Consider the following 13603-nt stretch of genomic DNA (forward strand, 5'->3'; position numbering starts at 1 on the left):
CGAGGCTATCCTTGTCTGACCTTGACCCGTCCACTGCCGTCCAGGCATGCGCAAAAGCTGACCTGCCGCTTCAGATTTCCAACCTCCAGCACCGCGTCGATGCTGAAGGACAGCCGAAGCGGATCGCCGTCACTTGCCCTTGAAGCGACACGAACATTTCTGAGGCGGGGTTCATAGGCCTCGACGAACGCCTGGATCCCCACACGGCCCTGAGTCATTGCATCGTGCAGGCCCAAGCGCATGTCATTGAGATCCGGCAATCCGAAATCAGTTGACGTTTGCACGCTGCCTGCGCGGGTACTGAGCATCTTCGCCAAATGAGCAGCCACGGATGCCGTAACGCATGACTCGCGACTAAGACCCACCCGTTTTTCGACGTCACCGCCAAGGCGCTCAAAAAGACTGCCGTATGTCATGAGGCGCGCCTACGCCTTGTCCAGCTTGCCGACCAGCGACAAGGTGAAATCAGCCCCCATGTATTTGAAGTGGGGCCGTACATTCAGGCCTACGCGATACCAGCCCGGTTCACCTTCCACATCGCTGACGACGATCTTCGCCGCACGCAACGGACGACGCCCCCGGACCTCGGCACTGGGGTTTTCCTGGTCGGCAACGTACTGGCGGATCCAGTTGTTGAGCTCCCTTTCCAGATCCGTGCGCTCCTTCCACGACCCCAGTTGCTCGCGCTGGAGGACTTTCAAGTAATGAGCCAAACGATTGACGATCATCATGTACGGCAGTTGGGTGCCCAGCTTGTAGTTCAGCTCCGCCTGTTTGTCGTCGGCGCTGGTGCCGAAAAACCTGGCCTTCTGCACCGAGCTGGCGGAGAAGAACGCGGCGTTATCGCTGCCTTTGCGCATGGTCAGGGAAATGAAGCCTTCTTCCGCCAGTTCGTATTCACGGCGATCGGAGACCAGCACCTCTGTCGGAATCTTGGTTTCGATTTCACCCATGCTTTCGAAGTGGTGCAACGGCAGGTCTTCAACTGCGCCGCCGCTTTGAGGACCCACGATGTTCGGGCACCAGCGGAACCTGGCAAAACTGTTGGTCAGCCGAGTTCCCAGCGCATACGCGGTATTGCCCCACAGGTAATGCTCGTGGCTGTTGGCAACGGTCTCCTTGTAGGCAAAGGACTTGACCGGGTTCTCCTCGGGATCGTATGGGTTGCGCAACAGGAAACGCGGCACGGTCAGGGCGATATATCGAGCATCTTCGGATTGGCGCAAGCTTTGCCACTTGGCGAATTGCGGTCCTTCGAAGTGGTCCTTCAGATCCTTGATATCTGGCAGGCCAGTGAAGCTTTCCAGGCCGAAGAAGCTCGGCCCGGCTGCCGCGATGAAGGGTGCATGGGACATGCAGGCAACGCTGGACACGTACTGCATCAGTTTCACATCGGGCGCACTGGGAGACATGAAATAGTTAGCAATGATCGCCCCTACCGGTTGCCCACCGAACTGCCCGTATTCAGCTGTGTAGACGTGCTTGTAGAGGCCTGATTGCATGATTTCCGGGGAATCGTCGAAATCGTCCAACAAGTCGCTCTTGGAGACATTGAGCATTTCAATCTTGATGTTTTCGCGGAAGTTGGTGCGATCAACCAGCAATTGCAGCCCGCGCCAGGCTGACTCAAGCGCCTGAAAGTCGCGATGGTGAAGAATTTCGTCCATCTGGCGACTGAGCTTGGCATCGATCTCGGCGATCATGCGGTCAGCCATGGCTTTCTTGACTGGCTCGCCACTGTTATGCGGCTTCAGCAGCTCTTCGATAAATGCCGATACGCCACGCTTGGCAATGCTGTAGGCCTCGTCATCCGGGGAAAGACGGGTTTGCGCGATGATGCCGTCGAGAATGCTCTGTTCGTTGTGTTCACTGCTTATCTGCTGCGCTGCACGGGTGCTCATTATCTAGCTTCCTTGACTCAACGGTTCAGGCGTCCTGGACGGCGGTGCTCAAGCCCAGTTCGTTCAATACTCGACTGCGAGAATCCTCGTCGGCGAGCACGTTTTCGATCGCTTTGCGAAACGCAGGCGCGTTACCCAACGGGCCCTTAAGCGCCACCAGCGCGTTGCGCAATTGCATGAGCTTGTTGAGCTCCGGCACCTGGTCGACCAGATTCGCAGGGGTGAAGTCCTTCATTGAGCGCACGCGCAGCTGTACAGCCAGCTCTTGTGTCTCACTCTCTTGCTGAAGGCGGTTCGATACGCTCAGCGTCAGGCTCAGCTCTTGCTTGGCCAGCACTTCATCGAACGTCGTCTTGTCGATACTGATCGGTTTGCGATCCTCGACGTTGCGTTCGTCCTTGCGATGGGTGTAGTCACCGATCGCCAACAGCTTCAGCGGCAGTTCGATCTCCTCCTGGGCGCCGCCGGTAGCGGGTTTGAAGGTGATGTTGATGCGTTCCTTAGGGGCGACAGAGCCTTCTCTGGCCATGATTTTCTCCTTACGTTCTAGGGACCCGGAGGCCTATTCGATGACCCGTTCCAGGTCGAGATGACACAACCTTCGATAGACTTCTTCCCTGTGCTCACGCACGGTGTGGCTCTGGGGCAATAACTCGCAGCAGTCGTGAAGCAGATGCAGCACCTGGAGCGCGAGTTCGGGCTCCCATACATGCAGCTCGGCACGTTGCAGCATCTGGTCGAGCGCCTCGAGTTGAACCTTGGCAAGTTCGTATTTCTTGGCCGAGAAGCACAGGCGGGCCATTGCAAACCGCCAGAGGAACCGCTCGCGAGCACCCAGGACGTTCTGCATGCCTTGCCTTATCGAACGGATGGCAGATTTGAGCCCTTCCTGGCGCAGGATCGATTGGGCTTGTTCGAAGGCCTGCTCCCAAGGAGCCGGGTTGCCTATGACATCGATACTGGGCACAGGGCTGGCGATTCGTAGGTGAGGCTTTATGTGAGTTTCGATCCAGGCCTGAGTAGCCGGATCGGCGAAAGCCACCCCGTCATGCCAACGCAGGTCTATGACTCCCGGCAGACGCTCGATAAACAATGCGAAATGGATCTCGACCTCACGCATGCCCTGCTCGGCATTCAAACCTTGCAGGCATTCCCAGGTGAGCCTGTGGCCATCGAGCCAGAACGGCGCCTTCGCCAGGCTGGCCTCGATTTCCACAAGCACGTCCGCGTAGTGCCCTTGCCGGAAACCGTCCGAAAACATTTTCAGCTTGTCTGCCGGCAGCCCGCGAAGCGGCGTGATCTGTTCGGCGTTTCGCTCGGGCAAGACGTCGACGGTAAGCCAGAGCAAAGTTCGATTAAGGCGCAGGGCGCGGACATCAGTCGCTTTTTGCTTGAGCCACCAGGCACATAACGGCCGAGCGCCTTCCTCCTGCGCGCGCAGAGCCCTGTGGGCGTCTTTTTCGTTTTCAATGGGAGCGCCAGGGGCGAGTAACTGAGTGGCGACTTGTTTGACTTGAGCCACAACCGCCTGGATGGCGCCTGGCTGGGGCAGGTTTTCGGTTGTACGCAGGATCATGGTGTTGAGCCGTCGGCACAACGGCAACAGCAGAGGCGCTTCATCGCCCAGCCGGGTACTACAGATAGCTTCGAGGCTTTCAAGTTGTTCCGCCAGATGACGAAACATCGGTAATTGTTCCTTGATCGCTACGTCATCGCCCAATGCCTGCTCCAGGCGAGGCACCAGCCAACCAATGCTGGCGGCACGGGTTCGGTTTCTGAGCGGATGCACCTCTGGCCAATGGTGATGACACAAGTGCTGCAGCAGGCTGATTCCGGCCAGCAAGCCCCGGTACGACTCACACTGATACAACGCCCAGGTCAGCCACGCCGCGACACGCAGATCCTTCGACTGGACGCGTAGCAGTTGCTCACTGCCTTCAACAATCTTTGACCAGTCGACCTGGCCGCTTCCGTGCATCGATTGGGCTTTATTCAACTCGCGTTCCAATGCTTCGTATTCGTTTGAAAAGCGTACGTCTGCGCCCACAAAACTCTCTTGGGAAATGGGACTTCTGGCTATAGCCAGATAATGGATGGAGAGCTTTTCGGAGTACGGCATTCACGAGCCTGCTTGAAACTTTCTTAATGGGGTTACATTGAGCGATCGGGTTATTCGTGTTGAACTTTCAAGGTTGCTTGTAGGAAGTTTCGCCTTATGCAACCGGTGCTCGCCCTACGGCAGCAAGCGGCGACGCCAGCCTTTCGAAGGCCCCGAAGAATGCCAAGAATCAAAGAATAAAAAAGTAGGAAATTTCGCTTTTTTATAAAAATCCGAAATTCAAATCCTCACTGGAAGTTTCAAAAGCCGACTCTGCTCAGAGCAAATCTATTATTTTCCTTAATTAAATATTTCAAATCGTTCCATTATTCGATTCGGCCAGGTTTTTCCTTGAACGAAACAGGGTACGTAGACATTTTTATGTATGCAGGGCCGCATTCTTTCGACCGGCTTGCGACGGCTTCGCCGCCGAGCGGGAGCAAGCTCCCTCGCCACGGGACGGCGGCAAACCCCGGTCCAGCTTTGAAATCTTCCAGGGGCCATTTGTGGTCAAACCTTTTGGCCGTTTCGATCCCCTTTTGGCCTCTCCTGCCGTTCTCTGAAACGCCCCGCCCCGCAAGACTGTGACCCAACGATTCAGCCTGCGGAGAACAACAATGCTGACGATCTATTCGGATGATCATCACCTGCACCATGGACGCTGCGAATTGATGGACGGGCAGTTGATGCCTTGTTTCGAGATGCCTTCGCGTGCCGATCACGTGCTGGAGCGGGTCAAGACTCAAGCGCTGGGCCCCGTTACAGCGCCGGAGGATTTCGGGCTGGGGCCGATCCAGCGGATTCACACGCCCGCCTACCTGGAGTTCTTCAAGGGCGCCTGGGCGCGCTGGGCCGAGTTCAAGCGCGACGGCGATTTGTTGCCGTTCACTTGGCCGGCGCGGACGTTGCGTACGGTCATGCCGACCAGCCTGCACGGGCAGTTGGGTTATTACAGCTTCGACGGTGGTGCGCCGATCACTGCCGGAACCTGGCAAGCGGCCTACAGCGCCGCCCAGGTGGCGCTCACCGCCCAGGCGGCGATCCAACGCGGCGCCCGCAGTGCCTTTGCCTTGTGCCGCCCGCCGGGGCATCACGCGGCCAGTGACTTGATGGGCGGTTATTGCTACCTCAATAACGCGGCCATTGCGGCCCAGGCGTTCCTCGACCAGGGCCACAAGAAGGTCGCGATCCTGGATGTGGATTACCACCACGGCAATGGCACGCAATCGATTTTTTATGAACGCAGTGACGTGTTGTTCGCCTCGATTCATGGACATCCGGAGGCGGAGTTTCCGTTTTTCCTGGGCTATGCCGATGAGCGCGGTGAAGGCGCCGGTGAGGGCTTCAACTTCAACTACCCTTTGCCGGCCGGCTCAGGCTGGGATACGTGGAGCGCGGCGCTGGAACAGGCGTGCGGCGAAGCCCAGCACTACGACGCCGATGTGCTGGTGGTGTCGCTGGGCGTGGACACGTTCAAGGACGATCCGATCTCGCAGTTTAAGCTCGACAGCCCGGATTACCTGGCAATGGGCAAACGCATCGCGGCGCTCGGCAAGCCGACGCTGTTCGTGATGGAAGGCGGTTATGCGGTGGCAGAAATCGGCATCAATGCCGTGAACGTTCTCGAAGGTTTTCAAAGCGCCCAATGAGGAAAAACAGCATGAAGAAACTCAAGCGTTTAATGGCCCCGGCCCTGTGCGCCACGCTGCTGTGTGGCGCCGTTCAGGCCGAGGAGCGCACCCTGCGTGTCTATAACTGGTTCGACTACATCACGCCCAAGGCCCTGGACGATTTCAAGGCGCAGAACAGCCAGGTGAAACTGGTCTACGACATTTTCGACACCAACGAGGCCCTGGAGGCCAAGCTGCTGACCGGCAACTCCGGCTATGACGTGGTGGTGCCGTCCAATGTGTTTCTGGCCAAGCAGATCGAGGCCGGGGTGTTCCAGCCGTTGGACCGCAGCAAGCTGCCGAACTGGAGCCACCTCGATCCCAAGCTGATGAAGTTGATCGAGGCCAACGATCCGGGCAACAAATTCGCCGTGCCCTACATGTACGGCACCATCCTGATCGGCTTCAACCCGGACAAGGTCAAGGCGGCCCTGGGCGACAACGCGCCGGTGGACAGCTGGGACCTGATCTTCAAGGAAGAAAACATCAGCAAGCTCAAGCAGTGTGGCGTGGCGCTGCTGGACTCGCCTTCGGAGATTCTGCCGCTGGCCTTGCAGCACCTGGGCCTGGACCCCAACAGCAAGAAGCCGGCGGACTACGCCAAGGCCGAAGCGCTGTTGATGAAGATCCGCCCGCATATCACTTATTTTCATTCGTCCAAGTACATGGCTGACATCGCCAACGGTGATATCTGCGTGGCGGTCGGCTATTCCGGCAGCTTTTCCCAGGCCGCCAACCGGGCCAAGGAAGCCAAGAATGGCGTGACGGTGGACATGCGCCTGCCCAAGGAAGGCGCGCCGATCTGGTTCGACATGCTCGCCATTCCCAAAGGCGCGAAGAACCCGGACGACGCCTACACCTTTATCAATTATTTACTGCAACCGAAGGTGATCGCGCCGGTCAGCGATTTCGTCGGTTATCCGAACCCGAACAAGGACGCCACGGACATGGTCGACCCGGCCATTCGCAACAACCCCAACCTGTACCCGACCGAGGCGGCGATGGCGACGCTGTACACCTTGCAACCGCTGCCCAAGGACGCCGAGCGGGCACGGACGCGGGCCTGGACTCGGATCAAATCCGGGCAGTGAAAGACTCTGTGGGAGCAAGGCTTGCCCGTGATCGGGGTATGTCTGTGGTGAAGAGGTTGGATGTGCCGCCGTCATCGCGAGCAGGCTCGCTCCCACAGGGGGCTGTGGTGGGGGCAGGATTTGTGAGCGACAAAAAACCGAAACTGTGGGAGCGGGCTTGCTCGCGATGGCGGACTGTCAGCCGGTATGGCTGGGACCGACATACCGCCTTCGCGAGCAAGCCCGCTCCCACAGGGCATATGGGTATACATAGTTACCGCCTCCCTCATCTGGCGCCGCCCTAGCATGGAAAACCCCAAGCGTTTCGCTGCGGGTTTTCCATGTACCACAAGGCAGGGAGCCTCAGATGACACCCACCGCTATCACCCCGACCCCCAGGCCCGAGACCAACCCCAAGGATGCCGTGCTCAACCAGTTGCTCGCCGGGCCTACGTATCCGGAGGTTGCGTCGATACTGCTGCGCGATGCGCTCAAGAAGCTCTACCCCGAGCTGAACCTCGACCCCTATAACACCGTGGTCGGCGAGCCGGCCTGGGACATCGTCGACGACGAAATCGTGCGTCGCTCGACGCGCTATGAAACCCTCAGCGAAATGCTGGCCGGGATGGTGAATGAAAAAAGCGATCCGTTGCTGCTGATCGAAGGGTTGCACTTCCTGACCCAATTACCGCTGACGTCCCCCGATGTGCATTTGCCGGTGCGTATCGACCAGATCGGGCATCTGCTCAATGAGCTGGTGCCGGCGATGTTGACGGCCTGTCAGGAGCAGCAACTGGCGTATTGGAATGCTTCGCTGGGCGAGTCCGGCCCGCGCTGGCATGAGCTCTCCAGTGCGCTGCGCAAGGCTTGGAATGTCGACCGTGTAAAGGGCTGGACCTCGACTGAATGCGCCATGGCCAGGCAACTGTTCCATTACCCTGACCGCAAGGGCCGCAAGGACCATGACCCTTACGACAGCCATGCGTATCTGATCGACATCGATAAGGTCGATGGCCCAGAGGTATCGCGGCTGGGCGACAACTCGATCGTGGTGCTGATCGGCACGATCGATAGAAAAGAGGTCATCCTCAAGTACTCGATCGTCAACGGCTACCAGAAATTCGATTCGCGGCAAGCCCTGGGGCGATCACTGCCGGCCCATTTTGGTGGCGCCACTTATCGCAAGGTCCAGTGGCGGCTGTTTGAGCCCGACGGCAATATTTTCGATCACAAGGCCTGCGGGATGATTGCCGAGCAGGTCAAGGTCATCGGTTCCTTGCCGCAAACATGGATGTCCTACGAGAACACGCCTGCCAGCGGTGACGAACCCGACGAGGATGCGCTGGTGGCCTGGTTCCAGAAGCAGATGCCTCACTGGCTGCTGGCAGCCTCGCCCTCGGATCAGACCCTGTTTGCCCAGCACATGAAAGACCTCTCGATCCTGAACCAGACCCATGCCGGCAAGACCTATCTGGACGAGATTGCGCCCATTCGGGACTACGCCTTGAGCCTGCTGAGAACCCAGATGATCGCGCAGCACCCCGACGCCGCGAAGCTCGACCTGGAGGAACTTGAGATCGAAGTCCGCAGCCCGGTTATCTGGGGCAGTTTCGTGGTACCGGGAAAGATCGACGTCACCCGCTTCAGTCTCGTTGAACTGGCCTTGCAGAACCTGATCGCGCTGCCCCTGGGCAACAAGTCCCTGGTGTTCCTGGACGAGACAGAACTGCCTGAGTGGCTGACCGTCGAGTACATCGAGGGCCTCATTACCCAGGTCGATATCGGGCGCGTATACCCCGAGCTGATCAGGCGCACACTGCTGGATGATCCAGCGGAGTCGAGCCGCCGCGCAAAGCTGTATACCACCCAGTTGCGCATCCAGCTGCCCATGCTGGCACTCGAATGCAAGATCCGCGGTGAGGGACACCTGGACGACCGAGGCTATCGCTACGTCGCGGCCCTGATGGCGACGCAAGAAGCTGATCGCAAGGTCGACGGCAAAACCATTGTCATACGCAAACTGGCCTTCGTACCCGAACTGCAACTGGGCGATGCCGAAGACGTCGTCACCAACATGTTCGTCATCGGTCCCGAGGATTCCAACGCCGGGCCTTGCCTGCTGTATCGCCCGATGCTGCAACCGCAGTTGAGCCAATACCCCTCGTTCAGCAACCTGTTGTACGCGATCAGGCAAACCCCTTCGCTACGCCAGTCGGTGCTGGCCTGGTTACCCGACGGGGTGCGTGACGACTACGGCCGTTATGTTTTCCCGGACCTGCTGCCCTCCCCCTGGAGCATCGTGGCGTTCGTGGCCGCGCCTTTGACCTCCCTGGCCAACAGCGGCCCCGTCAGCCTGACCGACAAGACCCTGGGGGCGGACTTCCTGCCACAGCTGTTCAAGGCCAACGCCGATGCAATGGTCGAGCTGGCTGATCGTCAGTCGGTGTCCAACCGGGAAAATCGCTGGGAGAGTTTCAAGCGCGCCGGCTGGTTGATTTTCAACCTGGCCCTGCCGTATCTGGGCACGGCGGTAGGCACCGCAACCTGGCTCTGGCAGATCTTCGATGACATCGACAAACTGACGCAGCTCAAGGACCCGAGCGACCGGCCGGCCAAGTGGGAGGTGTTCACGGACCTGCTGCTGAACATTGCGCTGGCGGTCATTACCCATGCCATTGACCGCGCCAGGGCCGCCCGAAGACCGCATCGGGCCCAAGCCCCGAAGGAGGTGCGCGAACTGCAAAGCCTGCCCAAGCCCAAGCATGAATTGGTGATCGAACTACTCGAACCGCTTTCGAGTGCGCAACTGCCAACCGAACACTACGAGACCATCCGCTCCAGCGGCGCCTTGATGGGCCGATCCCGCGACAGCGCCACGTTCCTCGACGCCTTGAGTATCGACGAACCCCAGGATCCGGGGCAGCTGCAAGCCGAGGGCGCGCTTAAAGGGCTCTACCAGCAAGGACAGGACTGGTCGGTAAAAATGGCCGGCAACTGGTTCAAGGTGAAGGTCGAAGGCGAGCAGGTCTGCATCATCGATGGCAAGGACCCTGCACGCGAGGGTCCGCCCCTGATAGGCGACGCCCACGGCAAATGGCACATCGACACGCGCCTACGCATACGCGGCAGCGGCTCCCAGGGCATCAGGCAGAAAGTCGTGGCCGACGCCCAGCGGCGCCGGATCGACCTGTTGGCCGCGCTGAACACATTCGAAGGAACGAAACCACAGAACCAACGACTGCTGACCATGCACGCCAAGGAATTGAACGAAGCCTCGGGGCCTGCCAGGGAAGTGAAGCGCGACGAGTATGTCGGCCTGCTCAAGGCACAGCGCGCGAACTACGAGCAGGCATTGCAGGTGTTGATGGAATGGCCGCTCTTCCAGTCCAGACCTGACTACCCTCGCACCCGGCTCGGCTACCTGAACGCGCAGATCAACTTCACCTTCGCCGAGATGGAAGCGCTTCAGGAACGATTCACCCCGGCCATTGGCAAGGCCAAGAGCATGGTCACCTCCAGAGTCAAGGTGTTGGAGCAAGAGCACATTGATGCGGCCCAAAGCATGGTCAGCGTCGGCGATGACATGATCGAGCGCCTGGACTACATGGAAACGCGCTTCACCGAGCTCAAGGAACTTGGTTTTGAAGGCTTCGAATTCATCCGGCGGCACCGCAAGAAAATGCCGCTCTACACCGCCGCCGACCTGCGCCTGATCAAGCTGGATATGTACCGCCACCTGTGCCTGTCGCTGGAAAGCGTCGAGACGATGCCCGAAGGCTGGGAGGCGCTCAACCAGGTCGTCGATAACGCCACGGTTGCGTACCAGAGCCTGCGCGACGCTATCGATGAGCGCAGCGTGATCCGGCTGGACGAGCGAATCGACGCATTTGGCAGCCTGGCCGAACAGTTCGCCGCCATCGATGAGCACCTTCACTACCTGGGTACCGAATACCGGGGTAGCGTGCAACCGCAGCAACTGACTCGACTGCGCACGGGGATCGCCACGCTTGAGCAATGGGCGTTGCATCATCTGGCGGCGGCCCTGGATGAAAGACGGGACCGGCGAAACGCCGGCTCGCCTTATGAACAGCGCCCCAGGCCCAGGAAAAAATTCATCCGTGCGCGCTTCTGGGGCCTGGTCAGTGGCGAGCCGCGCCTGTCCAGAATGATGGAGGAGACCGACTGGCTCGATGTGAAGAACCCGTTCTCGGGCGAGATCATCGCCACCTTCCACCGCAAGGAGACCGGCGAATGGATTCCCCACATCAAACCCGACGCGGCGTCGACCGTTGTGCCGGCACTCGACGTCAGCATCACCAAGGGTAATAACCTGATCAACGGGCTGGCGGCGTTCAAGGCGCAGATGGAAGAGGCCGTGAAGAAGCCAGGCCAGACAACCGCCGGTATCGGCATGGTGCTCAACGCTCACGCCAGTCGAATGGAAAAAGTCAGCGCGGCGATCAAAAAAGCGCTCGATCAGGCGCAAGGCGTGGAATCCAACGAAACCTTCGAACTGCCGGAGGCACAACGGCGCTCGGCGCAAAACCTGCGCACGCAACTCGATAAGGAAGCGAGCGCCCTGTATGTCCTGGGCTTCGCTACTGTGATGAATGTCATCAAGCAACGGCCACCGACCATGAGTGGCGTCATATGGCTCAAGAGCCGCAACCAGATCTCCATCAGCAAGAAGACCAACCGGCAGCGCATCAAGAACCCACCCTACGGCTACCTCGACCGTTATGAGATCAAGGATCTGAAGACCAACAAGACACTCTGGTTTGCCGATTTCCGTTATTCGACCAACTGGGTGCCCGCCTACACTTTTCTGTCGGCGCGCTTGAAAACCGTGGAGCAGGCCAACGAGAAGACGGTCCTTGACGAAGGGACCCAGTCCCTCAGCCAGCGACAACTGATCGACCATTACCGCAGCGAAATCGCGGTGGATCAGGCCAAGGAGGTGTTTTTCCAGAAGAAACATTCATGACACTCAGCGCCGGGCCTGCGAGATTGTTCACCTAAGGCTTGGCTGACTCATTGTGGCGAGGGAGCTTGCTCCCGCTGGACTGCGCAGCAGGCCCATCACAGCTGACTGCGTTTTGCCTGACGTACCGCGTTGCCGGACTCGGGGGCCGCTACGCGCCCAGCGGGAGCAAGCTCCCTCGCCACAGGTTCGGTGATTTCCTGAATGAACGGCGTTGCACTTCATGCCCGGTCTGACGCCTCAGTTTTTCCAGGCTTTGGCCAGATCCGCCAGCGCCGCCGCAATCGCCGCCGGCGCAACGGCAGCGAAACCCAGTACCAGCCCGGCCCGCGCCTGCGCCGCCGGGGTGGAGGGTAACCAATAGCTGCTCAGGCCATTGATTTCGATCCCGATAGCGGTTGCCTGCGCGATCAACTGGCGTTCACGTTCGGCGCTGTCCACCGGCACCATCACGTGCAGGCCCGCGACGACCGTGGGCATGGCACTGACCCCGGCGACAGCCTTCGGCCAACCGGCCAGCAGCGCATCACGCCGGGCCAGGGCGGCGCGGCGCATGCGCCGGATGTGCCGCTGAAAATGCCCGGCGGCCATGAACTGGGCCATCACCGCCTGAGTGCTGACCTCCGAGTGGCGTACATCCACGGCGCGGCGCCGGGCGAACGCATTGACCAGGCCCGGCGGCAGTACCAGGTAGCCCAGGCGCAGGGCCGGAAACGCCACTTTGCCGAACGTGCCGACATACAGCACACGCCCCTGGCGATCCAGCGCCGCCAAGGGCGCCAGCGGTGCGCCGCTGTAGCGGTACTCACCGTCATAGTCGTCCTCGACAATCCAGCCATCGTTGCGCTCGGCCCAGGCCAACAACTCCAGGCGCCTTGGCAGACTCATGACCACCCCGGTCGGGTATTGATGAGACGGCGTGACGTACGCCAGCCGACAATGGCTCAACGCGGCAAGCGCGGTGCAATCCAGGCCGTCGCTGTCCACCGGTACACCCCTGACCTCGGCACCCGCGACGGCAAACGCATGCCCGGCGGCGCGATAGCCCGGGTTTTCCACAGCCACGACGTCGCCGGGGTCTACTAACAGCTGTGCACAAAGGCTGATGCCCTGCTGCGCGCCACTGGTGATCACAATTTGTTCAGCCGTGCAGTGCAGGCCGCGGGAACTGCGCAGATATGCGGCGATCAGGCCGCGCAGGCGCGCGTCGCCCTGGGAATCGCCGTAGCACAGCTGTTGCAGGTCCGGTTTACGCCAGAAAGCCGCGTTCAGCTTGGCCCAGACGTCGAATGGGAACAGATCGAACGCCGGGACACCCACCCGAAACGCCCGCGGCGGACCGCTGGGTGGCTGAGCCAAATGATGCTTTTCGACCCGTTCCAGCGCCCCGCTGTGGATAACTTTACTGGATGGACCCACAGGTAAATCCAGCCAATCTGTGGATAAGGCTGTGGGTAAGCCTGTTGAAAACCCTGTGGATATTTTTGTGGATATGTTTTCCCGTGAGGGCCCCTTCGCGAGCAAGCTCGCTCCCACAGGGGAACGCGTTTCATTGTGGGAGCGAGCCTGCTCGCGATGGGGTCCGCCCAGCACCAGAGAAGACAACTGCGCCACATAAGTGCCGTCCCCCACCCGCCCCTCAATGAAACCCTCGGCATAAAGCTGATCGTAGGCGCGCACCACGCTGTTGCGGGAAATCGCCAGCGCCGCCGCCAGGTCCCGGCTGGCCGGCAGCCGCGTGCCGCTGGCAAGGCGCCCGTCGAGCACCCGCGCACGCAACGCCTGGTAAAGCTGGCGGCTGAGCCCGTGACGACGGTCCAGCTCGATTCCGGCGGGATTGAATGACAGCGGCGGCACGGTGTTGCTCATGACAACCTCGAAAA

Annotated in this window: 8 protein-coding genes; 3 read left to right on the forward strand and 5 right to left on the reverse strand. The window is 59.9% G+C overall.

Translation table 11 applies throughout. The features are described 5' to 3' along the window. Positions 1-5 precede the first annotated feature (5 nt). The 4 genes from tssE to tssA are packed head-to-tail and all read right to left on the reverse strand — an operon-like array spanning position 6 to position 4020. Positions 6-416: a type VI secretion system baseplate subunit TssE gene (tssE, locus tag RGM2987_RS15535; protein ID WP_245142731.1), complete on the reverse strand. Its 411-nt coding sequence runs from the start codon at positions 414-416 to the stop codon at positions 6-8. Between the two features lie 9 nt (positions 417-425). Next, the gene (gene tssC / locus RGM2987_RS15540; protein WP_245142734.1) at positions 426-1901 is read right to left on the reverse strand and encodes a type VI secretion system contractile sheath large subunit; all 1476 of its coding nucleotides are present in this window, start codon (positions 1899-1901) and stop codon (positions 426-428) included. Positions 1902-1926: 25 nt separating this feature from the next. Next, a complete protein-coding gene (tssB, locus tag RGM2987_RS15545; protein ID WP_245142736.1) occupies positions 1927-2430 on the reverse strand; it encodes a type VI secretion system contractile sheath small subunit in 504 nt (167 codons plus the stop codon). 33 nt (positions 2431-2463) lie between these two features. Continuing rightward, positions 2464-4020, reverse strand: a complete 1557-nt coding sequence (gene tssA / locus RGM2987_RS15550; RefSeq protein ID WP_245142738.1) for a type VI secretion system protein TssA — start codon at positions 4018-4020, stop codon at positions 2464-2466. 596 nt (positions 4021-4616) lie between these two features. Between tssA and RGM2987_RS15555 the strand changes: the two genes are divergently transcribed. From RGM2987_RS15555 to RGM2987_RS15565, 3 genes are all read left to right on the forward strand, one after another. Beyond that, positions 4617-5648: a histone deacetylase family protein gene (locus tag RGM2987_RS15555; protein WP_245142741.1), complete on the forward strand. Its 1032-nt coding sequence runs from the start codon at positions 4617-4619 to the stop codon at positions 5646-5648. Between the two features lie 11 nt (positions 5649-5659). Beyond that, positions 5660-6760 carry a polyamine ABC transporter substrate-binding protein gene (locus RGM2987_RS15560; RefSeq protein ID WP_245142743.1) on the forward strand — a complete coding sequence of 367 codons (1101 nt, stop codon included), beginning with the start codon at positions 5660-5662 and terminating at the stop codon, positions 6758-6760. 346 nt (positions 6761-7106) lie between these two features. Continuing rightward, positions 7107-11723, forward strand: a complete 4617-nt coding sequence (locus RGM2987_RS15565) for a DUF6543 domain-containing protein (protein WP_245142746.1) — start codon at positions 7107-7109, stop codon at positions 11721-11723. Between the two features lie 237 nt (positions 11724-11960). Here RGM2987_RS15565 and RGM2987_RS15570 read toward each other — a convergent pair whose 3' ends face one another. Continuing rightward, a complete protein-coding gene (locus RGM2987_RS15570) occupies positions 11961-13589 on the reverse strand; it encodes a PLP-dependent aminotransferase family protein (RefSeq protein WP_245142748.1) in 1629 nt (542 codons plus the stop codon). Between the last annotated feature and the right edge of the window lie 14 nt (positions 13590-13603).

Origin of the sequence: Pseudomonas sp. RGM2987 (assembly GCF_022952855.1) — a bacterium.
Taxonomy (GTDB): domain Bacteria; phylum Pseudomonadota; class Gammaproteobacteria; order Pseudomonadales; family Pseudomonadaceae; genus Aquipseudomonas.

Bases quoted from the DNA above. Each gene is read 5' to 3' on its own strand.
- RGM2987_RS15570 (WP_245142748.1), bottom strand. From the start codon at position 13,589: ATGAGCAACACCGTGCCGCCGCTGTCATTCAATCCCGCCGGAATCGAG.
- tssE (WP_245142731.1), bottom strand. From the start codon at position 416: ATGACATACGGCAGTCTTTTTGAGCGCCTTGGCGGTGACGTCGAAAAA.
- tssB (WP_245142736.1), bottom strand. From the start codon at position 2,430: ATGGCCAGAGAAGGCTCTGTCGCCCCTAAGGAACGCATCAACATCACC.
- tssA (WP_245142738.1), bottom strand. From the start codon at position 4,020: ATGCCGTACTCCGAAAAGCTCTCCATCCATTATCTGGCTATAGCCAGA.
- RGM2987_RS15560 (WP_245142743.1), top strand. From the start codon at position 5,660: ATGAAGAAACTCAAGCGTTTAATGGCCCCGGCCCTGTGCGCCACGCTG.
- RGM2987_RS15565 (WP_245142746.1), top strand. From the start codon at position 7,107: ATGACACCCACCGCTATCACCCCGACCCCCAGGCCCGAGACCAACCCC.
- RGM2987_RS15555 (WP_245142741.1), top strand. From the start codon at position 4,617: ATGCTGACGATCTATTCGGATGATCATCACCTGCACCATGGACGCTGC.
- tssC (WP_245142734.1), bottom strand. From the start codon at position 1,901: ATGAGCACCCGTGCAGCGCAGCAGATAAGCAGTGAACACAACGAACAG.